General features: G+C 69.3%; 23 protein-coding genes. 14 read left to right on the top strand and 9 right to left on the bottom strand.

Annotated features, from left to right (window positions below; all coding sequences use genetic code 11):
* Position 1 precedes the first annotated feature (1 nt).
* The 8 genes from AU195_RS03895 to AU195_RS03930 are packed head-to-tail and all read right to left on the bottom strand — an operon-like array spanning position 2 to position 9,060.
* Complete coding sequence (locus AU195_RS03895; RefSeq protein ID WP_059157753.1) at positions 2-1,531, bottom strand: MCE family protein; 1,530 nt, start codon at positions 1,529-1,531, stop codon at positions 2-4.
* Positions 1,531-2,745 (bottom strand): MCE family protein, encoded by a 1,215-nt coding sequence (locus AU195_RS03900; protein ID WP_059157754.1) that lies wholly within the window; start codon positions 2,743-2,745, stop codon positions 1,531-1,533. Before AU195_RS03900 ends, AU195_RS03895 begins: the two co-directional genes overlap by 1 nt.
* Positions 2,742-4,181 (bottom strand): MCE family protein, encoded by a 1,440-nt coding sequence (locus AU195_RS03905; protein ID WP_059157755.1) that lies wholly within the window; start codon positions 4,179-4,181, stop codon positions 2,742-2,744. Before AU195_RS03905 ends, AU195_RS03900 begins: the two co-directional genes overlap by 4 nt.
* A complete protein-coding gene (locus tag AU195_RS03910; RefSeq protein WP_059157820.1) occupies positions 4,178-5,260 on the bottom strand; it encodes an MCE family protein in 1,083 nt (360 codons plus the stop codon). Before AU195_RS03910 ends, AU195_RS03905 begins: the two co-directional genes overlap by 4 nt.
* Positions 5,260-6,285 carry an MCE family protein gene (locus AU195_RS03915; protein WP_059157756.1) on the bottom strand — a complete coding sequence of 342 codons (1,026 nt, stop codon included), beginning with the start codon at positions 6,283-6,285 and terminating at the stop codon, positions 5,260-5,262. The genes AU195_RS03910 and AU195_RS03915 overlap by 1 nt, the downstream gene beginning before the upstream one ends.
* Entirely contained in the window at positions 6,282-7,469 is a 1,188-nt protein-coding gene (locus tag AU195_RS03920; protein ID WP_059157821.1) for an MCE family protein, read from the bottom strand. The genes AU195_RS03915 and AU195_RS03920 overlap by 4 nt, the downstream gene beginning before the upstream one ends.
* Before the next feature lie 13 nt (positions 7,470-7,482).
* Positions 7,483-8,340 (bottom strand): MlaE family ABC transporter permease, encoded by an 858-nt coding sequence (locus tag AU195_RS03925; protein ID WP_059157757.1) that lies wholly within the window; start codon positions 8,338-8,340, stop codon positions 7,483-7,485.
* Between the two features lie 3 nt (positions 8,341-8,343).
* Complete coding sequence (locus tag AU195_RS03930; protein ID WP_286149122.1) at positions 8,344-9,060, bottom strand: MlaE family ABC transporter permease; 717 nt, start codon at positions 9,058-9,060, stop codon at positions 8,344-8,346.
* 246 nt (positions 9,061-9,306) lie between these two features.
* Between AU195_RS03930 and AU195_RS26440 the strand changes: the two genes are divergently transcribed.
* The 13 genes from AU195_RS26440 (at position 9,307) to AU195_RS03995 (ending at position 21,343) form a co-directional block, all read left to right on the top strand.
* Positions 9,307-9,912: a VOC family protein gene (locus AU195_RS26440; RefSeq protein ID WP_059157759.1), complete on the top strand. Its 606-nt coding sequence runs from the start codon at positions 9,307-9,309 to the stop codon at positions 9,910-9,912.
* 74 nt (positions 9,913-9,986) lie between these two features.
* Positions 9,987-10,586 carry an L-lysine exporter gene (gene lysE, locus AU195_RS03940; protein ID WP_059157760.1) on the top strand — a complete coding sequence of 200 codons (600 nt, stop codon included), beginning with the start codon at positions 9,987-9,989 and terminating at the stop codon, positions 10,584-10,586.
* Positions 10,587-10,899: 313 nt separating this feature from the next.
* The gene (locus AU195_RS03945) at positions 10,900-11,697 is read left to right on the top strand and encodes an SDR family oxidoreductase (protein WP_059157761.1); all 798 of its coding nucleotides are present in this window, start codon (positions 10,900-10,902) and stop codon (positions 11,695-11,697) included.
* A 149-nt stretch (positions 11,698-11,846) separates the two neighbouring features.
* Positions 11,847-12,974, top strand: coding sequence for a YeiH family protein (locus AU195_RS03950; RefSeq protein WP_059157762.1), 1,128 nt, complete (start codon positions 11,847-11,849; stop codon positions 12,972-12,974).
* 16 nt (positions 12,975-12,990) lie between these two features.
* Positions 12,991-13,956, top strand: a complete 966-nt coding sequence (locus AU195_RS03955) for an ABC transporter substrate-binding protein (protein ID WP_059157763.1) — start codon at positions 12,991-12,993, stop codon at positions 13,954-13,956.
* Positions 13,957-13,994: 38 nt separating this feature from the next.
* Positions 13,995-14,669 (top strand): queuosine precursor transporter, encoded by a 675-nt coding sequence (locus tag AU195_RS03960; protein WP_059157764.1) that lies wholly within the window; start codon positions 13,995-13,997, stop codon positions 14,667-14,669.
* Positions 14,670-14,742: 73 nt separating this feature from the next.
* Entirely contained in the window at positions 14,743-15,408 is a 666-nt protein-coding gene (locus tag AU195_RS03965; RefSeq protein WP_059157765.1) for a 5-oxoprolinase subunit B family protein, read from the top strand.
* Between the two features lie 10 nt (positions 15,409-15,418).
* A complete protein-coding gene (locus AU195_RS03970) occupies positions 15,419-16,297 on the top strand; it encodes a 5-oxoprolinase/urea amidolyase family protein (RefSeq protein ID WP_172800465.1) in 879 nt (292 codons plus the stop codon).
* Between the two features lie 7 nt (positions 16,298-16,304).
* Positions 16,305-17,246 (top strand): alpha/beta fold hydrolase, encoded by a 942-nt coding sequence (locus AU195_RS03975; RefSeq protein WP_059157767.1) that lies wholly within the window; start codon positions 16,305-16,307, stop codon positions 17,244-17,246.
* 57 nt (positions 17,247-17,303) lie between these two features.
* The gene (locus AU195_RS03980; protein WP_059157768.1) at positions 17,304-17,894 is read left to right on the top strand and encodes a GNAT family N-acetyltransferase; all 591 of its coding nucleotides are present in this window, start codon (positions 17,304-17,306) and stop codon (positions 17,892-17,894) included.
* Positions 17,895-17,989: 95 nt separating this feature from the next.
* Positions 17,990-19,384 carry a nitrate/nitrite transporter gene (locus AU195_RS03985; protein ID WP_059157769.1) on the top strand — a complete coding sequence of 465 codons (1,395 nt, stop codon included), beginning with the start codon at positions 17,990-17,992 and terminating at the stop codon, positions 19,382-19,384.
* 118 nt (positions 19,385-19,502) lie between these two features.
* The gene (locus AU195_RS03990) at positions 19,503-20,651 is read left to right on the top strand and encodes a uroporphyrinogen-III synthase (RefSeq protein WP_059157770.1); all 1,149 of its coding nucleotides are present in this window, start codon (positions 19,503-19,505) and stop codon (positions 20,649-20,651) included.
* Positions 20,652-20,671: 20 nt separating this feature from the next.
* Complete coding sequence (locus AU195_RS03995) at positions 20,672-21,343, top strand: sirohydrochlorin chelatase (RefSeq protein WP_157531022.1); 672 nt, start codon at positions 20,672-20,674, stop codon at positions 21,341-21,343.
* Here the strand turns inward: AU195_RS03995 and AU195_RS04000 are convergent.
* Complete coding sequence (locus AU195_RS04000) at positions 21,340-22,026, bottom strand: GAF and ANTAR domain-containing protein (RefSeq protein WP_059157772.1); 687 nt, start codon at positions 22,024-22,026, stop codon at positions 21,340-21,342. The two genes, AU195_RS03995 and AU195_RS04000, sit on opposite strands and share 4 nt — an antisense overlap.
* A gap of 71 nt (positions 22,027-22,097) precedes the next feature.
* Between AU195_RS04000 and AU195_RS04005 the strand changes: the two genes are divergently transcribed.
* The gene (locus AU195_RS04005) at positions 22,098-22,667 is read left to right on the top strand and encodes a DUF2231 domain-containing protein (RefSeq protein WP_059157773.1); all 570 of its coding nucleotides are present in this window, start codon (positions 22,098-22,100) and stop codon (positions 22,665-22,667) included.
* Positions 22,668-22,672 lie beyond the last annotated feature (5 nt).

Here is a 22,672-nt window from a genome sequence, read left to right on the forward strand (position 1 = left end):
CTCACGCCCCGGTCGGCAGCATGTCCTGCCACCTCTTGTCCTGACCTGCAACGGCATTCGTGGCGAGAGCCGGCTGGGTGAACACCTTGCCGTCGGGTGTGGCGTACTTGCCGGTCTGCGGATCGTAGGTGGCGATCGCCACCGACGGTCCATCGGAGCCACCCGCACCGAACGCGCTCGGGGCGACGTTCGGGCCGGCGGGCGGCGCGGGCGCAGGTGGCGGCATCGGGGTGCCGCCCACCGGACCGTGGAGCTGCTCGTCGGAATCCACGCGGTCATCCGGCGGAATCCCCTGCGCGACCAGTGACGGATCGAACGGATAGGGGCCGAGCACGTGCTGGCGCATCGCCAGTGGCTCGAACGGCTTGTCGCTCGCGCACTGCTCGACGGTGGCGGCCCGCTTGCCCGGTTGGGCCATGCACGGATAGTTGCGCGCGCCGCGCACACCGATCGGGGAGTCCTGCGGCAGTTTGCAGTACAGGCCGTCCGGTGTGTCGATGTCGCTCTCGTCGTCGGGTGAGCGCCACGACGACGGCGGCAGGAATCCCACGGTGCAGGCGGGGGGATCGTTGAGGTTGAGCGTGAAGTCGCCCAACGACATTCCCGTCGGATTGTTCCGCGAGACGCCCACGGTCTGGGTCGCGGCGACGTACGGCGGAAGCAGCACGAGGAGCTGTTCGATCGACGCGTGGTAGGTGACCGCCACCTGGCCGATGGTGGTGAGGTTGGCGAGCAGCACCGGCAGTGTGGGTTTGACGGCGTTGAAGAGCCTGGACGCCTCGTCGGCGGCCCCCGGCCCGGTGTCGAGCAGGGTCCGCACCTGCGCGTCGTTGTCCGCGAGCTGACCGGTGACCCCGGCCATACCGCGGGCCCAGGTGCGGAGCCGGTCGGCCGTCTGCGCCTGACCCTCGAGCAGTGGTCCGCTGTCGTCGATGAGCGAGCGCATCTCGCCGGTCACGCCTTTCGCGTCGCCGATCACGGTCGACGACGAGTCGAGCATGGATCCCAGATCGTATCCGGAGCCGTTGAGCGCCTTGGCCGATTCGTCGAGCAGGCCGCTGATCTTGTCCTTGGGCACACTGTCGATCAGCGCGCTGACCTGGTCGAGCATCGGCCCGACCGCCTGGGGGATCGACGTGTCTTCGACCGGGATCACCGACCCGTCGCGCAGATACGGACCGGATTCGGTGCGCGGCTGAAGATCGACGTACTGCTCGCCGACCGCCGACACGCTGCGCACGGCGGCGTGCAGGTCGGCGGGGATCTCGGTGCCGGTGGACACCGACAGGGTGGCCACCGCACCCTCCCGGGTGGCGCGGACGTCGGTGACCTTGCCGACCTCGACGCCGCGGTAGGTGACGTTCGAGAACCGGTACAGCCCACCGGTGCCCGGCAGTTCGACGGTCACGGTCATCCGTCCGATCCCGAGCAGGGTCGGAGCCTGCAGATACCCGAAGACCATCACCCCCATCGCCACCACGGCGGTGACGGTGAAGACGACCAACTGGGTGCGCACGAAACGCGTGAGCATCAGTTACCCCCTGCGCTCGCCGAGGGATCCGCGGACGACGGGTCCACGGTGTCGATCCCGTCGGCCGTCTCGGTCAGCTCGGGCACCGGCGCCACCTCGGCCGGCGGCGTCACCGGGGCGTTGAGCGGATCGAGCGTGTAGTTGAGATACCAGGGATCCCCGGGCGCGGGCACCATCGGTGTGCCCTCCTCTCCCCAGCGGGTGCCGAGGAACAGGCCGCGTTTGAGCCGCGGGATCGTGAAGTCGAAGATGATGAACTGGTTCATGTAGTCGCCGCGGATGGCCCGGTCGATGAAGCCCTGGGTGTAGGGGAACGTCGGGGCGTACGCCAGCGCGGTGCCCAGGTTCGGGCCGACGTCGGCGAGCGCCTTCAGCGTCGGCTCCAGGTTCTGGAGGTTGCGCACGAGGTCGGCCTGGGTGTCCTCGACCAGCGCGGTGGCCGTATCGCTGAAGATCCGCAGCTTGTCCAGCGCGGCCGTCAGCCTGGGCCGTTCCGCGATCAGCACGTCGAGTGCGGGCGGGATGCGTTGCAGCGCCGAGGAGATGACCTCGCGCTGTCCGGCCAGGGTGCCTGCGAGCCGGTTCAGGGCGGCGATCGAGGCGTTGATGTCGTCGCGCTGCCGGTCGAGCATGCCGATGAAATCGTTGAGCCGCACCAGCAGGTCGCGTAACCGGTCCTCACGGCCGCCGAGGGTGGCGTTGAACTCCCGGATGATGTCGCCGACCTGGCCGAGCCCGCCGCCGTTGACGACGACCGACAGCGACGACAAGGTCTGCTCCGTCGACGGATAGGTCGAGGACCTGTCGAGCCCGAGGGTGGCCCCCGGTTGCAGGCGACCGGTGGGCGAGGCACCCACCGGCGGATCCAGTGCCAGATGCATGGACCCGAGCAGGCTGGTCTGCCCGACGGTGGCGACCGCGTTGGCCGGTATCACGGCACCGGGCTCCACCGTGACCTCCACGTCGGCGTGCCAGCCGCGCAGGGTCATCCTGCCCACGGTGCCGACCACGACGTCGCTGACCATCACCGGTGAATTCGATTCCAGCGAACCGACGTTGGCGAGCTGCACGCGGTACGTCGTCGCGCCGGAACCGGTACCCACGGTGCCGGGCAGCGGGATCGAGTTGAGGCCGTCGAAGGTGCATCCGGAGGCGACCACCGTGGCGCACGTGAGGACCGCCGCCATGCGGCGGGTCGAACGGCGGCCGATCATTCTGGTGGCCCTTGCTGAGGTGTCTCGGCCGGGAGCAACATCTCGGGCAGCGTGGCCGGGGCGGGCGGCGGCGCCGCAGGCGGACCCGGCGGTACGGGTGCACCCGGGAACAGCGCCGGAGTCGGATTGGCGGGCAGTCCATTCGGTGCGTACGCGCCCGGCGGACCCGGTGGTGTCCCCCAGCCCGCCGGGGGCGGGACGTCCCCGGCGCCGGTGTAGGCGGACACCGCGGGCGGGGTCTCGGGCGGTGTCGGACTGCCCCCGGCCCCACCGGGCGCCAGTGCCGGATCCGAGTAGACCAGGTTCTCGGGACTCGGCGACTTCTTGAGGTAGGCGTTGATCGGCAGGGGAAGGTAGTTGAAGTTCAGCAGGCGCAGCGCCGGCCCCAGGTACTCCGCGCAGATCCTCGACGTCTCGGGCGCCGTCGCGTTGCGGACCGCCCCGATCGCCGAACAGATGAGCTGCACCGGGTTGGCGAAGTTGCCCATCGCGAAGCCGCCGAGCATCGTGCCGGTGTCCGGGTGATAGATGTTGTACCCGTTGCCGATCGCGTTGGGTGCGACGTGCAGGACGTTCTCGAGGGTGACGCGGTTGTCCGCGACGTTCTGCGTCACGGCGGCCAGACGCTGGATCTGCTCGGCGGTCTGGTCGCGGCTGCCGGCGATGAACCGCTGCACCTCCCCGACGGCCTCGGCAAGGTTGGTCAACGCGGAGTCCATCTCCGCCCGGCTGCCGTCGACCACGCTGCTCACGGTGGCGAGACGGTCCTGGAACTGGACGATCTGCACGTTGCTGTCCCGCAGCGCGGTCACGAAGACCTGCAGGTTCTTGATGACGTCGACGATGTTCCCGCTGCCGTCGGCGAGGATGCGCCCCACCCCGGAGAGTTGGGCGATGGTCTCGCGCAGCTTCTCCCCGTTGCCGTCCATCGCCTTGGCCGCGCTGTCGATGAACCGGCTCACCGAGGTGTCGGACACTCCGCCTGCCGGGCCGAGTTCACCTGCCAGCCGGGCCAACTGCTCCTTGACCTCATCCCACTCGACCGGTATCGCGGTGCGTTCCACGCCGATGACGGCGTCGTCGGGCAACACCGGACCGTTCGACTCGTACGCCGGGGTGAGTTGGACGTAGCGCGCCGCGATCAGGTTCGGCGCCACGATGATCGCCTTCGCGTCGGCCGGGATCGGCACGCCCCGATCGACCGCGAGGGTGAACCGCGCCTGCTCGCCCGCCGGTTCGATGGATTCGATCCTGCCGACCCGGACTCCGACGACGCGCACCTCGTCGCCGGGGTAGATCGACGTCGCGGAGGCGAAGTAGGCGGTGATGGTCCGCGGCGCGAAGAACGCCTGCCGCACGACGACGGCGACACCGGCGACTAGCAACGCCACCAACGCGACCGTGAGGACCTTGGCGAGTCTGGTGCGGCCGATCATCGCGAACCACCCGGAATACCGTTGTAGGGGAAGGGGAACTCGGCGCGCGGACCGGCGTTGTCGGGCGGTTGACCGGCGTTGACGCCGCGGCGGTATCCGAGCGCGTAGTCGAGGAACGGCTGCAGCGCCCCACCGGGTATCAGGTTGCCGATGAACGCGTTGTAGTAGAACCCGTTGTTGACCGCCTCGCCCTGGGTCACCTGGTACTTGGCCAGGCCGTTGAGGGCTTTGGCGATGTTGTCCCGGTTGCGCTCCAGCATCTCCGACACGGAGTTGAGTTTCTCCAGCGTCGGCGCCAGCTCCTGTTCGTTGTCCCGCACCAGCCCGGTCAGCTGCTGGGACATCGCGGAGGTGTTGGCGAGCAGGTTGACGATCGCGTACCGGCGCTGTTCGAGCACGGCCAGTAGGTCGTTGGCGGACAGCAGCAGTGTGTTCACCTGCTGGCTGCGTTCGGACAGGATTCCCGTGACGTCGGCGGCGCCGGCGAGCAGGTCACCCAGCGTCTCGTCGCGGTCGTTGAGGGACCGGGAGAGCTCGGTCAGCCCCTCGAAGGTCGGGCCCAGCTGGGGAGCCAGCCGGTCGATCGTCTCGGACAGGGTGTCCAGCGACTGGTTCAGCGTCGCGGTGTCGGTCTCGGCGGTGTTGGCGGTGAACTCACTGACCGCCTCGGTCAGCGAGTAGGGCGACGACGTCCGCGACAGCGGTATCGCCTCCAGCGATCTCAGCGGTCGTGACCCTCTGGGTTCCACCGTCAGCATCCGCTCGCCGAGCAGTGTGCCGGTGCGGATGTGGGCGGTCGAATCAGAACCGAGCCGCACCGTCCCGTCGAGCGAGAAGGTCACCAGCGCCTTGCCGTTGTCGAGCGCCACGTCGGACACCGTTCCGACGGTGACGCCGGAGACCTTGACGTCGTTGCCCGCGGCCAGTCCGCCCGCCTCGGCGAAGACCGCCCGGTACTTCACCGAGGTCGCCATCGACCACAGCTGCTGTGGCTGCAGCCCGACCACGATGACCAGCACGATGAGCACCAGACCGATGAGACCGGTACGGATGAGCGATGATCCACGATATTTCAGCATCAGGGCTCGGCGCACCTTCCGGTGTCTTGCTTGATCCAGGGGAAGTACGCGGTGCGCCCCTGCAGATCGGTGACCCGTACGGACAGACCGCAGAGGTACTGGTTGAGCCAGCTGCCGTAGGCGCCGAGGCGGACCAGCTTGCGGTAGTTGGCCGGGGCCTTCTGCAGGGAGATGTCGAGCAGCTCCTTGTCCTTCTCGAGCAGCGGCGCGACGCGGTTGAGCTGATCGATCGATCCCGCCAGCGGGGGCCGGGCCTCGGTCATGAGATCGGCCAGCGACGCGGTGCCGTTGTCGAGGGATTCGATGGCGGCACCGATCGGATCGCGGTCCTGGGCCAGCCCGGTGACGAGTTCCTCGAGACGCGCGACGGCGCCGGAGAACTCGTCGCCGTCCCGCGACATCGTCGCGACCACGGTGTTGAGATTGTCGATCATCTGCCGGACCGTCTCGCCGTTGGCGGCGATCGAGTTGCTGAACGACGAGGTCTTGGCGAACAGGGACTCGACGTCATTGCTGTTGCCCTGCAGGATCTGGATCAGCGAGTGGGTCAGCGCGTTGACGTCTTCGGGGTCGAGCCCCCTGATGACCGGTTTGAGGCCGCCCAGCAGCAGGTCCAGGTCGAGTGCGGGTTCGGTGCGGTCCTGGGGGATGCGCGATCCGGCGGGTTGGATCTTCGTCGATCCGGGCCCGTCGACGAGTTCCAGGTAACGGTCACCGACGAGGTTGAGGTAGCGGACGGCCACCTTGGTCCCGGTGGTCAGCACGACGTCGTCACCGGCGTCGAACTCCACCACCACCGTGGTGTCCGGTTGCAGTGAGACACCGTTGACCGTGCCGACCCGGATCCCCGCGATACGCACGGAGTCACCGGGTTTCACACTCGACGCGTCGGTGAACACCGCGGAGTAGGTGTGGGCCGACCCGGCGCGGTACTGCCCGAAGATCGCGAACAACGCTGCGGTGAACAGCACCATCACCGCGGCGAACACGCCGAACTTGATCAGTGTGGGGCCCAGCCGCCTCATCCCGGCTGGCCGATCTGCGAGGTGTTGCGGGGCGGTCCGTCGAGGGGTCCGAACAGCATCTGCTTGAGTCCTTCGGAGTTGAGCAGAATGCCCTGGTTGCCGTATTGCGCCGGGTTGGCGTCGATGTCGGAGACGACGTACGGCGCGCGGGTCTCGTAGCCCACGTCGGGCAGACCCACACACTGCGGACCGCCGCGTGCCGCCACCTTCGGCAGATTCTGTGGATACCGGTAGCGCTCGGTGCCCAGCACGAACGAATCCAGCAGCAGCACACCGGGAACCGGGGGTGGCGGGGCCATGGCCAGCGGAAGCATGCCGGCCAGGCCGCAGTTGAGCGCGGTGTGGTACTCGTTGGTCAGATCCGTCGTGGGCACCAGCAGGCGCATGACGTCGGTGAGCGCGCCCCGGTTCGTCGCCACGACGTCGTTGCCGATGTCGGCGAGCCCGATGGCGCTGACCAACAGCGCGTCGAGGTCACTTCGCTTCTCCACCAGCGTGTCGCTGATCCGGGAGGCGTTGTCGGCGGTGGTGAGCAGGTCCGGGGCGGCGTCGGCGTAGGCGCCGAGGACCTGCGGCGCGACGGCGATGTCGCGGCTGAGGTTGTCCATGCTGGGGTCGAGGTCGGCGAGCATCGTGTCCAGGTCGGCCAGAGTCCGACCGAACTTCTCACCGCGTCCGGCGAGTCCCTGCGAGAGCGCGCCGAGCGTCTCGTTGAGCTTGGCGGGTTCGACCTTCGCCAGCACGGACACGAGTTGTTCGAATACCGTGTTGATCTCGACGGTCACGTGTCCGGCGTCGAGGACCTGGCCGGCGCGCAACGGCTCGGGTGAGGGATCGGCCGGCGGCACCAACTCCACTGCCTTGGAACCGAATACGGTGGTCGAGCCGATGTCGACCAGGACGTTCGACGGGATGATCTCGAGCTGGGACGGATCCATCGCGAGCCGGATGGCCGCCCGGCCGTCGGGTAGCGCCTCGATGGCGGCCACCTTGCCGACCTGGGCGCCGTGCAGTTTGACCTTGGCGTCGGGGTTCATCACCAGGCCGACGCGCTCGGAGACGACGGTCACCGTCGCGCTTCTGGTGAACGTCCCGTTGAACAGCCCCACCGCCAGCGCGACGATCGCGACGATGCCCACCACCGTGAGCGTGCCCGCCACGTTCCGTGCGGAGATCGACTTCATCGCCACCACACACCTATCCGGACAGGTTGAAGTTGCCGTTGGAGCCGTACACGGAGAGCGAGATCAGCAGTGTGACCGCCACGACGACGACCAGTGAGGTGCGAACCGCGTTGCCGACGGCCACCCCGACACCGGCCGGGCCGCCGGTGGCGAAATAGCCGAAGTAGGTGTGGATGAACAACACCGTGAGCGCCATCAGGATCGCCTGCAGGAACGACCACAGCAGGTCGACGGGATTGAGGAAGGTGTTGAAGTAGTGCTCGTAGAGCCCGCCGGACTGGCCGAACAGCATCACGGTGGTGAACTGCGAAGCCAGGAAGGACAGGATCACCGCAACCGAGTACAGCGGCGTGATCGCGATCATCCCCGCGATGATGCGGGTGCTCACCAGGTACTCGATGGGGCGGATGCCCATGGTCTCGAGTGCGTCGACCTCTTCGTTGATGCGCATGGCCCCGAGTTGGGCGGTCACCCCGGCGCCGAAGGTGGCGGCCAGGCCGATCCCGGCGACCACGGGTGCGGAGATGCGCACGTTGATGAACGCGGCGAGGAATCCGGTGAGCGCCTCGATACCGATGTCGCCGAGCGAGCTGTACCCCTGCACCGCCAGGGTGCCGCCCGCGGCCAGCGTGAGGAACCCGACGATGACGACGGTGCCGCCGATCATCGCCAAAGTGCCTGCACCCATGCTGATCTCGGCGATCAGCCGGATGATCTCCTTGCGGTAGTTCATCGCCGCGTGCGGGGTGCCCGCCAGCGCGCGGCCGTAGAACAGGATGTGGTCACCGAGGCGGCCGACCAGCGAGGCCGGCTTCGTGAACTGCCGCACGGCGCGGGGGTAGGCCGCTCCGAGCGTGCCGAGTGCACCCATCCGCTAGCCCGTCGTCATCCGGATGCCGATCGCGGTCACGACCACGTTGATCACGAACAGCGCCATGAAGGCGTACACCACGGTCTCGTTCACCGCGTTGCCCACGGCCTTGGCGCCGCCACCGTTGATCGTCAACCCGCGGTAGCACGCGACCAGACCGGCGATCAGCCCGAACAGCGCGGCCTTCACGCAGGAGATGACGACCTCGCCGACACCGGTCAGCAGCGTGATGCCCGCCGCGAAGGCGCCGGGGTTGACGTCCTGGACGAACACCGAGAAGGCGTAGCCGCCGATGATGCCGATGATGACGACCAGGCTGTTGAGCAGCAACGCCACCAGGCCCGAGGCCAGCATGCGCGGGGTCACCAGGCGCGCAACGGGATTGATGCCCAGCACCTCCATCGCCTCGATCTCCTCGCGGATGGTGCGCGACCCGAGGTCGGCGCACATCGCGGTCGCGCCCGCGCCGGCGACGATCAGCACCGTGACGAGCGGGCCCACCTGGGTGACCGCGCCGAATGCGGCGCCGGCGCCGGACAGGTCGGCGGCGCCGAGTTCGCGAAGCAGGATGTTCAGCGTGAAGCTCACCAGCACCGTGAACGGGATCGCCACCAGCAGCGTCGGCGCGAGCGACACCCGGGCGACGAACCACGACTGTTCGAGGAACTCCCTGGCCTGGAACGGCCGCTTGAAGGCGAACCTCACCGCGTCGACGGTCATCCCGAACAGACCGCCGACCGCCTCCAGAGGCCGATCCAGATCTGTTCGTCTCACCAGTACTCCTCCTGCACTACCCACCACGGCACCAGGGCCGACGGCGACTCGAGGGGCAACACTGGCATCCGAGTGAGCGAGGGCACATCTCCCGTCCCGCCCATCGGGACAACGCGCGGCGGCCGCACCCGGGTGATCTCGCCGGGCGCCGGCGGTGGACGCCGTCGGCGTCCGTGAAATACGTTGTGCTCCATGACGAGCCGTATCCGGGAGATTCTGGTCGAGTCGACGGATCCGGCACCGCTGGTGACGTTCTGGTCGGAGCTGTTGCAGCTGCCGCCGCTCGGCGACGGCGCGGTCCGCATCGACGACGGCGTGCGTCTACGCTTCGCGGTGACCGACGAGCCGAAGCGGGTGAAGAACCGCCTGCACCTCGACCTCGCCTCGACATACTCCGGCCACCAGGCCGAACTGGTGCGCAGCGCTCGAGCGCTCGGTGCGACGACTGTCGACCTCGGCCAGGGTGACGTGCCGTGGGTGGTGCTCTCCGATCCCGGCGGCAATGAATTCTGTGTGCTCGAACCCCGCGACGAGTACCAGGGCATCGGTGCGATCGCGGCGGTCGTGTTCGACGCGTGCGATCCGTCCGCGCTGGCGCGGTTCTGGTCCGGACCGACCGGACTGCCCGTCACCCGCGAGCACCCGGTGTACGCGTCGTTGCGTCAGGATTCGCGGTTCTGGGTGGAGTTCATCCGGGTCGACGAGCCCAAGACCGTGCGCAACCGCCTGCACCTCGTGGTCGACGGCCACCAACTGCCGGAGCGCGACCCGGAGGGCAACGAGATCGTCCACACGTGACGCATAAGCGTCGCTAATCCCGCGTCAGAATCTTTAGCTGTACTGAACCGTCGGCACTTCCTACCGTCGGAGGCGTGACCTCTCCCGTCGTCTTCGGCTTCCTGTCGGCGCTCACGCTGATCGCCGCGATCGGTGCGCAGAACGCGTTCGTCCTCCGCCAGGGCGTCCGTGGCGAGCACGTCGCCGCCGTCGTCGCGGTGTGCACGGTGTCCGATGTGCTGCTGATCGGCGCGGGCATCGCGGGCTTCGGCGCCCTCGTCACCGCCCACCCCGGCGTGCTGGACGTCGCGCGGTTCGGGGGCGCCGCGTTCCTGATCGGGTACGGACTGCTTGCCGCCCGGCGCGCCGTGCGGCCGTCGGCACTCACGCCATCGGAGGACGGGCCGGCCCGGCTGGTCGGCGTCCTGGTCACCTGCGCCGCACTCACCTGGCTCAACCCGCATGTCTATCTCGACACGGTCGTGTTGCTCGGCGCCCTGGCCAACGAGCACCGCGACGACCGCTGGCTCTTCGGCATCGGGGCCGTCACGGCGAGCGCCGTGTGGTTCACCGGTCTCGCATTCGGCGCCCGGCGGCTGGCGGGCCTGTTCACCACACCGTCGACGTGGCGTGTTCTCGACGCGCTGATCGCGGTCACCATGGTGATTCTCGGTCTCGCCGTGGCATTCGGCTGACCATGTCGATGCGTTCATGACATTTTCCGGTAACACTGTCCATCAGCGAAGCCCGGGCGTAATCTGTGAGGCGGCCTGGGGCTCTCCTGAGCGGTCGTTCTCCCTAGCGCCGCGAAGGGGGAGTTCCAGGCCATTCATGCCCTTCTCGTGGGCATAGCGATGTCCCTGTTGTCACATCAGTCACTTGCGCCGCGCTCGTCGCGCCGATTCGCGGCAAATAATGACGTCGGCAGCTATTGCGTTGGTCAATTCGGCAACGCGCCCACGCGGCCGAGACACGTTTGCGAATCTCGCGGATGGGTGACTATGTCTTATGCGCACCCCGAAGACCGTGTTCATCACCGGCGCCGCCGCCGGCATCGGCCGCAAGACCGCAGTCGCCTTCGCCCGCAAGGGCTACACCGTCGGAGCGTTCGACATCGACGAGGTCGGACTCAAAACGCTCACCGAAGAACTCGACCGGGTGCAGACCACCGTCGTCACCGGTCACCTCGACGTCACCGACAGTGACGAGATGAGCCAACGCATCGAGGAGTTCACCCAGGCCACCGATGGCCGCCTCGACGTCCTGATCAACAATGCCGGGATCCTGCGGGCCGGCCGTTTCGAGGAACTCGACCTCGCCGGGCACTTCAAGGAGATCGACATCAACGCCAAGGGCGTGGTCAACGGTCTCTACGCGGCGTTTCCCCACCTGCGCAACACACCCGGGTCGGTCGTCGTCAACCTCGCCTCGGCCAGCGCGATCTACGGTCAGGCCGAACTCGCCAACTACAGCGCCACCAAGTTCTTCGTCCGCGGTGTCACCGAAGCCCTCGACCTGGAATGGAGCCAGTACGGCATCCGGGTGATCGCCATGTGGCCGCTGTACGTCCAGACGGCGATGACCGACAACATCAAGACCGGCACCACCGACTCGCTGGGCATCCGGCTGACCGCACAGGACATCGCCGACGCCATCGTCGCCGCCGTCGAACCCCCGGCGCTGCGCCGCGCACTGCACCAGGTGCACTTCCCCGTCGGCGCACAGTCCAAGGTGCTCGCCACCGGCGCCCGCTTCTCCCCGGCCTGGCTGACCCGGCTGGTCAACAAGAAGCTCGCCCACTCCTGACTTTGGGCTCACGGTGAGCGCAACCGGTGTCCGCGCCTGCGGGCGCCGGTACGTTGCGCACCCATGAACGAGGATTGGCTGGCCGTGATCGTCGGCCTCACCCTGCTCGCGCTCGTGCTCGTCGGTGCCATCCCGGGCAGCGTGATCCCATGACGGAGCAGACCGAGCGGACGAGCCCCCAGGAGCGCACCGACGAGCGCGGCCCGGGCGGAATCGGTTACGCCGTCGCCGGCGTGGCGGTGGTGCTGGCGCTCGGCGCGGCCACCCGCTTCCTCGAATCCCAGGTGCCCCGGTGGGCGGACGGCACCTCGTTCGAGGGCGTCGCCAAATCCATCGAATTCCCGGTCTACGCCATCGCTTTGGGCCTGCTCGGCAACGTGGTGCTGAGCCGCCTCGCGTTGCGTGACGCCCTGGCGGGCGGCTTCCGCACCGAGTTCTTCATCAAGACCGGACTGGTGCTGCTCGGTGCGTCGATCAACCTCAAGGTCCTCGTCACCGCCGCCGGACCGGCGATCGTCCAGGCGCTGCTGCTGATCTCCATCGTCTTCGGGTTCACCTGGTGGCTCGGCGGCCGCCTCGGACTCGAGGACAAACTGCGCGCGCTGCTCGCCTCGGCGGTCTCCATCTGCGGGGTGAGCGCGGCCATCGCCGCGGCCGGCGCGGTGCAGGCCAAGCGTGAGCAGCTCGCCTACGCCGCGTCGCTCGTCATCGCCTTCGCACTTCCCTCGATCTTTCTGCTGCCGTGGCTGGCCCGGGTGTTCGGACTGCCCGATGCCGTGGCCGGCGCGTGGATCGGCGGCAACATCGACACCACCGCCGCCGTCGCGGCCTCCGGGGCGCTCGCCGGCGAGGACGCCCTGCAGATCGCGACCATCGTCAAGACCACCCAGAACGCGCTGATCGGCATCGTCGCGATCGCCCTCACCGCGTACTTCGCGCTGAAGGTGGAGCGCCGCAGCGCCGAAGAGGCCAAGCCGACGGTCGGGCAGTTCTGGGAACGGTTCCCCAAATTCGTGCTCGGCTTCATCGCCGCGTCGATCATCGGCACCCTGTACCTGCAGTGGGGCGGCGACAAGGCCGCCATCACCACGGTCAACGACCTGCGGACGTGGTTTCTGATCTTCGCGTTCGTCGCGATCGGACTCGAGTTCTCGCTGCGCGGTCTGCGCGAGGCGGGCTGGCGTCCGGTCGCGGTGTTCGCCTCGGCCACCGTCGTCAACATCGTGGCGGCACTCGGTCTCGCGCTCGTGTTGTTCAGCGGCTTCGAGGTGGGTTAGCGGTTACGCTCGCCGCGTGTCTTCTGCCTGGTCGCGGCGCACGTTCCTGGCCATGACCGCCACGCTCGCCGGTTCGACGGCGCTCGCCGGCTGCGGGGGCGACGAGACGGGCACCGTCGCGAAGGACGGCTCCGTCACCGTCGCCCACGCGTTCGGCGAGACCCGCATACCCGGGCCGCCCACCCGGGTCGTCAGCGCCGGACTCACCGAACAGGACGACCTGCTGGCCGTCGGGGTGGTGCCGATCGCGGTCACCGACTGGTTCGGCGGCGAACCGTTCGGCGTATGGCCATGGGCGCGAGGCCAACTCGGGCCGGCTCAGCCGACCGTGCTCAGCCTCGCCGACGGCATCCAGGTCGAAGAGATCCGGGGACTGAACCCGGACCTGATCGTCGCCACCAACGCGGGCCTCGACGCCGACACCTACGCGGTCCTGTCGCAGATTGCGCCGACGGTCGCCCAAAGCGGGTCCGCCGCCTTCTTCGAGCCGTGGAAGGACCAGGCCACGGTGATCGGCCAGGCGGTGTTCAAGGCCGCCGAGATGCAGGCGCTCATCGCCCGCGTCGACGAGCGGTTCACGAACGCGGCGTCGGCCAATCCCCAGTTCGCCGGCAAGAAGGCACTGCTGCTGCGTGGCCCGCTCCACCGCGACAGCGTGCAGGCCGTGCCCCCGGGTTGGCGCACCGACTTCCTGACCCAGATGGGGTTCACCGTCGCCGACCCGGGCGGCCCACTGATCCCCCGCGACCGGATGGCCGCGGTGCTCGACGCCGCCGACGTCCTCATCTGGACCACCGAGAGCGAACAGGAACAGGGTGCGCTGCTCGCCGACCCGGCCATCGCGGGACTGAAGGCCGTCGCGGGTGGGCGCACCATCTTCACCGACAAGGAACTCGCCGGCGCGATCGCGTTCGCCTCGCCGCTGTCCTATCCGCTGGTCGCCGACCGGCTGCCGCCGCTGCTGGCGCAGATCCTGGCCTGAGGTGATCGCACCGTGACGGTGCCTGCCAGAATGGCGCGGTGACCGAGACCGCCCACCGGGGTTCCGCGACGGTGGGCTCCGCCTACTACCCGACGCTGGTCGCCGTGTTCACCGGGCTGGTGCTGATCTCCAACGTCGCGGCCACCAAGGGGGTGGCGTTCGGACCGCTGCTGACCGACGGCGGCTTCCTGGTCTTCCCACTCACCTACGTCATCGGCGACGTGCTCAGCGAGGTGTACGGCTTCCGCGCCGCGCGGCGGGCGGTGGTCATCGGCTTCGCCATGCAGGCGCTCGCCGTGCTCGTGCTGTGGACGACCGTGCGGTTGCCCGGCGCGCCGGACTACGCGAACCAGGAGGCGCTGGCCACCACGGTCGCGGCGATCACCGGGCTGGCCGTCGCGGGGCTGTCCGGCTTCCTGGTCGGTCAGCTCGTCAACGCCTGGGTGGTCGTCCGGATCAAACAGCGCACCAAAGAACAGCACCTCTGGGCGCGGCTTCTCGGGTCGACGGTGGTGGGTCAGTTCGCCGACACGCTCGTCTTCTGCGCGATCGCCGCGCCGATCATCGGCTTCGGCAACATGGGTTCCTTCGCCGTCTACGCGGCACTCGGCTGGATCTACAAGACGGTGATCGAGGCGGCGATGCTGCCCGTGACCTACCGGGTGATCGCCACCATCAAGCGCCGCGAACCCACGTACGAACCCGCGGTCTGAGCGCTCCCTAAAACACCTCTGGGAAACCTTCTCAGGGAGCGGACGCCGACGTTACCCAGCGGTAGCTTTGGGTATGACCGCAGCACCGGATGTGATGGCCTCGATGGTTCTGGACACAGTGCTCGACTACGGCGACCGGGCACTGCTCCTCGAGTTCGACAGCACCGCCGAAGTATTGGTGTGGACCGACGCCGTCCGCGAGGCCGGGCTGCCCGGCGTCGTCGACATCGTGCCCGCCTCCCGCACCGTCCTGGTCAAGGTCGACGGGCCGCGATACCAGGCGCCGACCCGGCAACGGCTGGCCGCCCTGCGCGTCGACCGCCGCGCCGCGGCGGAATCCGCGACCCCACCGGACCGCGCCGACGCCGTGCTCGACGTCGTCGACGACGGCGCCGACCTCGCCGAGGTCGCAAGCTTGACCGGGATGGACGCCGATCAGGTGGTGGCCGCCCACACCGGCACGTGGTGGCGGGTCGGATTCGGGGGTTTCGCACCAGGTTTCGCCTACCTCGTCGGTGGTGACGAACGGCTGCACGTCCCGCGGCGTGCCGAACCGCGAACGAAGGTGCCCGCCGGTTCGGTCGGGCTCGCCGGCGAGTTCAGCGGGGTGTACCCCCGCGAATCGCCCGGCGGGTGGCAGTTGATCGGACACACCGACGCCGCGCTGTGGGACGTCGACCGCGAGAACCCCGCGCTGCTCACCCCCGGCATGTGGGTCGAGTTCCGCGCCGTCGGATGAGGAGGCGATGATGACCACTCTGGAGGTTCTGAAGCCCGGGCCGCTCGCGCTGGTCGAAGACCTCGGCCGGCCGGGGCTCGCGCACATGGGCGTCACCCGCTCGGGCGCGGCGGACCGCCGCGCGCACGCGCTGGCCAACCGGCTGGTCGCCAACCCCGGTGACCGGGCGACGGTCGAGGTGATGTTCGGTGGCTTCACCGCCCGGGTCCGGGGCGGTGACGTCGCGGTCGCCGTCACCGGCGCGGACGCCGACCCGGCTGTCAACGGAAAGCCGTTCGGCACCAACAGCATTCACTACGCCCACGACGGCGACGTGATATCGCTGGGGGTCCCGTACTCCGGCCTGCGCAGCTACCTGGCGGTGCGGGGCGGGTTCGACGTGGCGCCGGTGCTCGGGTCACGCAGCTACGACGTGATGTCGGCGATCGGACCGCAACCGCTCAAACCCGGCGACGTGCTGCCCGTCGGCCACCACACCGAGGACTTCCCCGAACTCGACCAGGCGCCGGTGGCGGCGATCGACGACGACGTCCTCGAACTCATGGTGGTGCCCGGGCCCCGCGACGACTGGTTCGCCGACCCGGACATCCTGGTGCGCACCAACTGGCAGGTCACCACCCGCAGCGACCGCGTCGGTACGCGGTTGGTCGGCATGCCGATGGACTACCGGTGGCCCGACCGGCAGCTGCCCAGCGAAGGCGCCACTCGCGGGGCGATCCAGGTGCCGCTCAACGGGTTACCGGTCATCCTCGGTCCGGACCATCCGGTCACCGGCGGATACCCGGTGATCGGTGTCGTGGTCGACGACGACATCGACCGGGCCTCCCAGGCCCGCCCGGGTCAGACCGTGCGGCTGCACTGGTCGCGGCCGCGGAAGCCCTTCGCGTAACGGGCTGTTGCAGAATGGCGAGGTGAATCGCCTGTTCCGCCGCGGAGAGTCCTCGCCCTCACCTCCGTCGACGGACGTGCCCGCCTGGTTCACCGCGGCGTTGCGGCAGCAGCCGAACCATCACACGATCGAGGTCGAGGGCTGCCCCATCCGGGTGCGCGCCTGGGGCGAGCCGGGAAAGCCGCCGCTGGTCCTCGTCCACGGCGGCGGCGCCCACTCCGGGTGGTGGGATCACATCGCACCGTTCTTCACCCGCACCCACACGGTGGTCGCACCCGACCTGAGCGGCCACGGCGACAGCGGCACCCGCGCGAGCTACGCAGTGTCGGTCTGGGCCCGGGAGGTACTCGCCGCCGCGGAAGTCTCGGGATCGTCGGCATGGCCGACGATCGTCGGCCACAGCATGGGCGGCTGGGTCACCGCCGCCGCGGCCACCCGGTACGGCGCGCAGATCGACAGCGTGCTGGTCGTCGACTCGCCCTTGCGTGAGCGGGCTCCCGAGGAGAACCGGCTGCGCAACCGCAGGCGTGACAGTCCGGGCTACCGCACCGAGGAGGAGATCCTCGCCCGCTTCAAAGCGGTTCCCGCACAAGACGTGACGCTGCCCCACATCGCCGACCACATCGCCAGGCAGTCGGTCCGCCACACCGACACCGGGTGGGTGTGGAAGTTCGACCCCGAGATCTTCGGCGGTGAGCTGCTCGAACAGACCCCGGCCGAACGGGAGATCGTCGAGGACACCTTCACCCGGATCCCCTGCCGGGTCGGATATCTGCGGTGCGAGAACGGGCTCGTTCCGCCGCCGATGGCCGAACGGATCCGCGACATCCTGCAGCTGCGCGGACCCTTCGTCGAACTGGCGCAGGCAGGACACCATCCGATGCTGGACCAACCACTGCCGCTGGTGGCGACCATCCGGACGCTGCTCGAGTTCTGGTCGATCACGTGACCGAGCGTTACCCGATCGTGCGTTGTGGCATGAGCGCCGCACTGGTACAACCAAGGTGTGCTTCCCCTGCATGTCAGTGAGGCTCGCGTCCACGGGGTCATCCACACCGCGCGGCTGATCCACACGTCGGATCTCGACAACGAGACCCGCGAAGGCGCCCGGCGCATGGTGGTGGCCGCGTTCGGCGGCGATTTCGCCGACGACGACTGGGAGCACGCGCTCGGCGGAATGCATGCGCTGATCTGGGACCACGGCGTACTGATCGCCCACGCGGCAGTGGTGCAACGGCGGCTGCTCTACGGGGACGCGGCGCTGCGCTGCGGATACCTCGAGGCCGTCGCGGTCCGCGAAGACCGTCGCGGACAGGGTCTGGGCCGCGCCATCATGGACGCCTGCGAGCAGGTGGTGCGCGGCGCCTACCAACTCGGCGCGCTGTCGACGTCGGCCATGGCGCGGCCGATGTACCGCGCCCGCGGATGGCAACCGTGGCTGGGGCCGACGTCGGTCCTGTCCCCGGACGGTCGGGTGCGCACTCCCGACGACGACGGATCGGTGTTCGTCTACCCGGTCCGCTCGGCTCTCGGGGGCACAGAGCTCGACACCACCGCCGAACTGACCTGCGACTGGCGCCACGGCGACGTCTGGTGATCTCACACCGCTGCGCCGACTGTGGTGAGCGGAATTTCACGGCGGGGTCATCGCCTGCAGCGTCGGGGTAACGAACGCTTCCTACCGTTGCCGCCATGTCGCACCGCATCACCGACTGGGATCCCGAGGACACGGCAGCCTGGGAGGCCGGTAACAAACACATCGCCCGCCGCAACCTCATCTGGTCGGTGGCCGCCGAGCACATCGGCTTCTCCGTCTGGTCCATCTGGTCGGTCATGGTGTTGTTCATGCCCGAGGCCGTCTACGGGTTCTCGGCGGGCGACAAGTTCCTGCTCGGTGCCACCGCCACCCTGGTCGGGGCCTGCCTGCGGATCCCCTACACCCTGGCCACCGCGCGGTTCGGCGGACGCAACTGGACGGTGTTCTCGGCGTTCGTGCTGCTGATCCCGACGCTGGGCACCATGGTGTTGCTCGCCAATCCCGGTCTGCCACTGTGGCCGTACCTGGTGTGCGCGGCGCTGGCCGGCTTCGGTGGCGGCAACTTCGCCTCGTCGATGACGAACATCAACGCCTTCTACCCGCAGCGCCTCAAGGGGTGGGCGCTGGGCCTCAACGCGGGCGGCGGCAACATCGGGGTGCCGATGATCCAGCTGGTCGGCCTGCTCGTCATCGCCACCGCGGGCAACCGGCAGCCGTACTGGGTGTGCGCGGTCTACCTGGTGGCCCTGGCCGTCGCCGGTATCGGCGCGGCGCTGTACATGGACAACCTCGAACAGCACAAGATCGACTTCACCGCGATGAAAGACATTCTGCGCGTACGGGATACCTGGGTGATCTCGCTGCTCTACATCGGCACGTTCGGCTCGTTCATCGGATTCGCATTCGCGTTCGGCCAGGTGCTGCAGATCAACTTCGCCGCCCGCGGGCAGAGTCCCGCCGAGGCGTCGCTGCACGCCGCGCAGATCGCGTTCGTCGGCCCGCTGCTGGGTTCGTTGTCGCGGGTCTACGGCGGCAAGCTGGCCGACCGCATCGGTGGCGGCCGCGTCACCCTGGCGGTGTTCGCCGGCATGATCCTGGCGGCCGGGGTCCTGGTCACCGTCAGCACCCTCGACGACGGCAGCCCGGGCGCGGCCACCGCCGCCACGATGATCGGCTACGTCGTCGGCTTCATCGCCCTGTTCCTGCTGTCGGGTATCGGCAACGGCTCGGTGTACAAGATGATCCCGTCGATCTTCGAGGCGCGCAGCCGCTCCCTGGACGCCGCCGAGGAGCAGCGGGCCGCCTGGTCGCGCGCCATGTCCGGGGCGCTGATCGGCTTCGCCGGCGCCGTCGGCGCCCTCGGCGGGGTCGGCATCAACCTCGCGCTGCGGCAGTCCTACCTGTCGAGCGGTTCGGCCACCGCCGCGTTCTGGATCTTCGCGGTGTTCTACGTGGTGGCCTCCGCGGTCACCTGGGTCATGTACGTGCGGCGCCCGAGCGGCGACGCCTCCGTCGACCGCGCAACGCGGCCCGACCTGGCACGCACGTGACCACCGGATCCGTGGACAGGACGACAATGGCGTCGTCCTGTCCACACCGACGGCTATGGCAATGGCCCGGCAACGGGCCGGAAACAGATGCGAAACACGACCTGCATACACAGAACACATGAGTGAGCCTGACTGGGCACCGCTCACCGGATTCCGGGTGGCGGTGACCTCCGCCCGCCGCGCCGACGAGCTCAGCGCACTGCTGCGCCGGCGCGGCGCCACCGTGACCAGCGCGGCCGCGATCGAGATGGTGCCCCTGCCCGATGACGACGAACTACGCGCCAACACCGAGGCGCTGATCGACACCCCGCCCGACATCGTCGTCGCGACGACCGGGATCGGGTTGCGCGGCTGGATCGCCGCGGCCGACGGCTGGGGTGTCGCCGCCGATCTGACCGCGGCGCTCGAACGGGCCCGCATCGTGTCCCGCGGGCCGAAGGCGACCGGCGCCCTGCGGGCCGCCGGACTGCCCGAGGAGTGGTCACCGGATTCGGAGTCGTCCCGGGAGGTGCTGCGGTACCTGCTCGACGGCGGCATCGCCGGGCAGCGCATCGCGGTCCAGTTGCACGGCGCCACCGACGACTGGGATCCCTTCCCGGAATTCCTCGACGAACTGCGCGCAGCGGGCGCCGATGTGGTGCCCATCCGCGTGTACCGCTGGCGGCCCGCGCCCCGCAACGGCGAGTTCGACCAACTGGTCGCCGGCATCGCGGAGGAGAAGTTCGACGCCGTCAGCTTCACCTCCGCACCCGCGGTGGCGTCGGTGCTCATGCGGGCCACCGAGATGGGTGTCACCGACCGGGTGCTGACGGCGCTGCGCACCAACGTCCATGCGATGTGCGTCGGCCCGGTCACCGCCCGCCCGCTGGTCCGGCTCGGGGTCCCGACGTCGGCACCGGAGCGTATGCGGTTGGGAGCGCTGGCCCGCCACATCACCGACGAACTGCCGCTGTTGCAGGCCCGCACCGTCCGCGTCGCCGGTCACCTGCTCGAGATCCGCGGGACCTGCGTGCTGGTGGACGGGGTGGTCAAGTCGCTGTCCCCGGCCGGGATGGCGACGATCCGCGCGCTGGCCCACCGGCCCGGCGCGGTGGTGTCGCGCACCGACCTGCTCGGCGCCCTGCCCGGCAGCGGCACCGACACCCACGCCGTGGAGACCGCGGTGCTGCGACTGCGAACGGCGCTGGGCGACAAGCAGATCGTGTCGACGGTCGTCAAGCGCGGTTACCGGCTCACCGTCGACGACGACCTGGCGGAGGCGTTGTGAGGAGCCCTGTGGAACACATCATGGTCGCCCACGGCACGCGCAAGGCCAGCGGCGTGGCGCTGATCGGCGACATCGCCGACCGCGTCGCGGAGGCGCTCGGGAGGCCGGTCGGCGTCGCGTTCGTCGACGTGCTGGGTCCGTCCCCCGCCGACCTGCTCGGCGCGACCGGCGACCGCCCGGCGGTTGTGGTGCCCGCGTTCCTGTCGCGCGGCTACCACGTCCGCAGTGACATCCCGGCACACGTCGCGGCCAGCGGCCATCCGGACGTCACGGTCGCCGACGCGCTGGGCCCCGACCCCCAACTGGCGCGGGTACTGGGTGACCGACTCGTCGAATCCGGCTGGGCACCTGACGATTCCGTGATCCTTGCCGCGGCGGGCACCTCGGATCCGCACGCGCTGCGCGATCTGCACACCACCGCCGCATCGCTGTCCGCCGTCACCGGCGCGCGCGTCGACCTCGCGTTCGCCGCCACCGGCCTGCCGCGCATCGACGAGGCGGTCACCGCGGCGCGACGGCGCGGCGCCCGACGCGTGGTGGTGGCGTCATATCTGTTGTCCGAAGGCCTGTTCCAAGATCGGTTGCGGGCCGCCGGCGCCGACATCGTCACCGACCCGCTGGGCACGCACCCCGGGCTCGTGCGGCTGATCGCCAGCCGGTTCCGGCGGGCCCGGATCCCGGTCGCGGCCTAACCGTCGCCGGACACCAGTGCGCGCGCGACCGCCTCGATCGAGACGTGTTGCTGCTTGGCCAATTTCACCATCAGCGCGAAGGATTGTGCGACGTCGACCTCGAAGTCGCGCATCAGCAGCGTCTTGGCCTGGTTGATGACGGTCGACCGCGGCGACCGGCCGTGGGCCCTGGGACGGTGCGCCGCCGTCATCGCCTCGGCGACGTGGGAGGCGACGATCGCGCCGGACGCCTCGCTGTGGCCGTCGAGCGCCCCCGGACGGTCCGCATAGAGGTTCAGCGCCACGGGGGAACGGCCGTCCCGGAACACCGGCAGGGCCAGTATCGCGCGCACCGGTGTGGCGGCCACCGCCTTGGCGGTGAAGGCGGGCCACCGGGACTCGTCGGTGAGATCGTCGACGCGGACCACGCGGTGCTCGGTCGCGGCATCGAAGCAAGGGCCCTGCCGGAAGCCGCGCTGGAGATTGTCGAGCACCAGGGGGTGCCCGTCCGTGGCGGCCAGACACCGGATGGCGATGTCCTCGGCCAGGAACGTGACGCTCGCGTGGTCGACGCCGGGAACGTGGGACACCGCCAGTGCCGTGAGCCCGGCCAGCACACCCGGCAGATCCGCCTGCGCCCGTCGGCTCGAGTGGCGCAGGCAGTGCTCGAGAACCTCGTCGAGGCGCTCGACGCCCGCCGTCATTGTTCCTTCTTACCCCAATCGCGCCACGTCAAACGCCGATTCGGCGGGCGCGGAGAGGGTATCTGCACACAATGAACATCCATCGCATCCTCGCCCGCGTCGAAGAGGTGAAGTCGCTCGACGCGCCGGCCGGCGCAGGCGCCCGCATCGCGAGTCAGGTGGTCGACGGTGCCCACCTCGGCCGCGTCCTGCGCGGCTCCTGGCTGGGCCACCCCGTCCACCCGCTGTTGATCACCCTGCCCATCGGCACCTGGATGACGTCGGTGGTCTTCGACGTCGTGTTCAAAGACGTCGCCACGGCGCGTCGCCTCATCGGGGTCGGCCTGGCCGCGACACCACCCACCGTGCTGGCCGGCTGGGCGGACTACGTCCTGCTCAACAAACGGCAGCAGCGGGTCGGCCTGGTGCACGCGGTGTCCAACGCGGCCGGGGTGACGTTCTTCGGCCTGGCCTACCGCGCCTACCGCAAGGACAAGGTGCGCGCCGCGCGGGTGTACAGCCTGCTCGGCCTGGGCGCGATCAGTGTCGGCGGCGCGCTCGGCGGCCACCTGTCCTACGCGCAGGGGGCCGGGATGTTCCGCTGGCAGCCCGTGCGGGCCGTCACCCACCGCAGCCCGGTCGAATACCGGCGCGCCGCCTGAGAGCG

Source organism: Mycobacterium sp. IS-1496 (assembly GCF_001499995.1).
Classification (GTDB): Bacteria; Actinomycetota; Actinomycetes; order Mycobacteriales; family Mycobacteriaceae; genus Mycobacterium.

Bases quoted from the DNA above. Each gene is read 5' to 3' on its own strand.
- AU195_RS03950 (WP_059157762.1), top strand. From the start codon at position 11,847: ATGACGGAGCAGACCGAGCGGACGAGCCCCCAGGAGCGCACCGACGAG.
- AU195_RS03900 (WP_059157754.1), bottom strand. From the start codon at position 2,745: ATGATCGGCCGCCGTTCGACCCGCCGCATGGCGGCGGTCCTCACGTGC.
- AU195_RS26440 (WP_059157759.1), top strand. From the start codon at position 9,307: ATGACGAGCCGTATCCGGGAGATTCTGGTCGAGTCGACGGATCCGGCA.
- AU195_RS03990 (WP_059157770.1), top strand. From the start codon at position 19,503: ATGAGTGAGCCTGACTGGGCACCGCTCACCGGATTCCGGGTGGCGGTG.
- AU195_RS03915 (WP_059157756.1), bottom strand. From the start codon at position 6,285: ATGAGGCGGCTGGGCCCCACACTGATCAAGTTCGGCGTGTTCGCCGCG.
- AU195_RS03970 (WP_172800465.1), top strand. From the start codon at position 15,419: ATGACCACTCTGGAGGTTCTGAAGCCCGGGCCGCTCGCGCTGGTCGAA.
- AU195_RS03895 (WP_059157753.1), bottom strand. From the start codon at position 1,531: ATGCTCACGCGTTTCGTGCGCACCCAGTTGGTCGTCTTCACCGTCACC.
- AU195_RS03910 (WP_059157820.1), bottom strand. From the start codon at position 5,260: ATGCTGAAATATCGTGGATCATCGCTCATCCGTACCGGTCTCATCGGT.
- AU195_RS04005 (WP_059157773.1), top strand. From the start codon at position 22,098: ATGAACATCCATCGCATCCTCGCCCGCGTCGAAGAGGTGAAGTCGCTC.
- AU195_RS03920 (WP_059157821.1), bottom strand. From the start codon at position 7,469: ATGAAGTCGATCTCCGCACGGAACGTGGCGGGCACGCTCACGGTGGTG.
- AU195_RS03985 (WP_059157769.1), top strand. From the start codon at position 17,990: ATGTCGCACCGCATCACCGACTGGGATCCCGAGGACACGGCAGCCTGG.
- AU195_RS04000 (WP_059157772.1), bottom strand. From the start codon at position 22,026: ATGACGGCGGGCGTCGAGCGCCTCGACGAGGTTCTCGAGCACTGCCTG.
- AU195_RS03905 (WP_059157755.1), bottom strand. From the start codon at position 4,181: ATGATCGGCCGCACCAGACTCGCCAAGGTCCTCACGGTCGCGTTGGTG.
- AU195_RS03925 (WP_059157757.1), bottom strand. From the start codon at position 8,340: ATGGGTGCACTCGGCACGCTCGGAGCGGCCTACCCCCGCGCCGTGCGG.
- AU195_RS03930 (WP_286149122.1), bottom strand. From the start codon at position 9,060: ATGACCGTCGACGCGGTGAGGTTCGCCTTCAAGCGGCCGTTCCAGGCC.
- AU195_RS03945 (WP_059157761.1), top strand. From the start codon at position 10,900: ATGCGCACCCCGAAGACCGTGTTCATCACCGGCGCCGCCGCCGGCATC.
- AU195_RS03995 (WP_157531022.1), top strand. From the start codon at position 20,672: ATGGTCGCCCACGGCACGCGCAAGGCCAGCGGCGTGGCGCTGATCGGC.
- AU195_RS03965 (WP_059157765.1), top strand. From the start codon at position 14,743: ATGACCGCAGCACCGGATGTGATGGCCTCGATGGTTCTGGACACAGTG.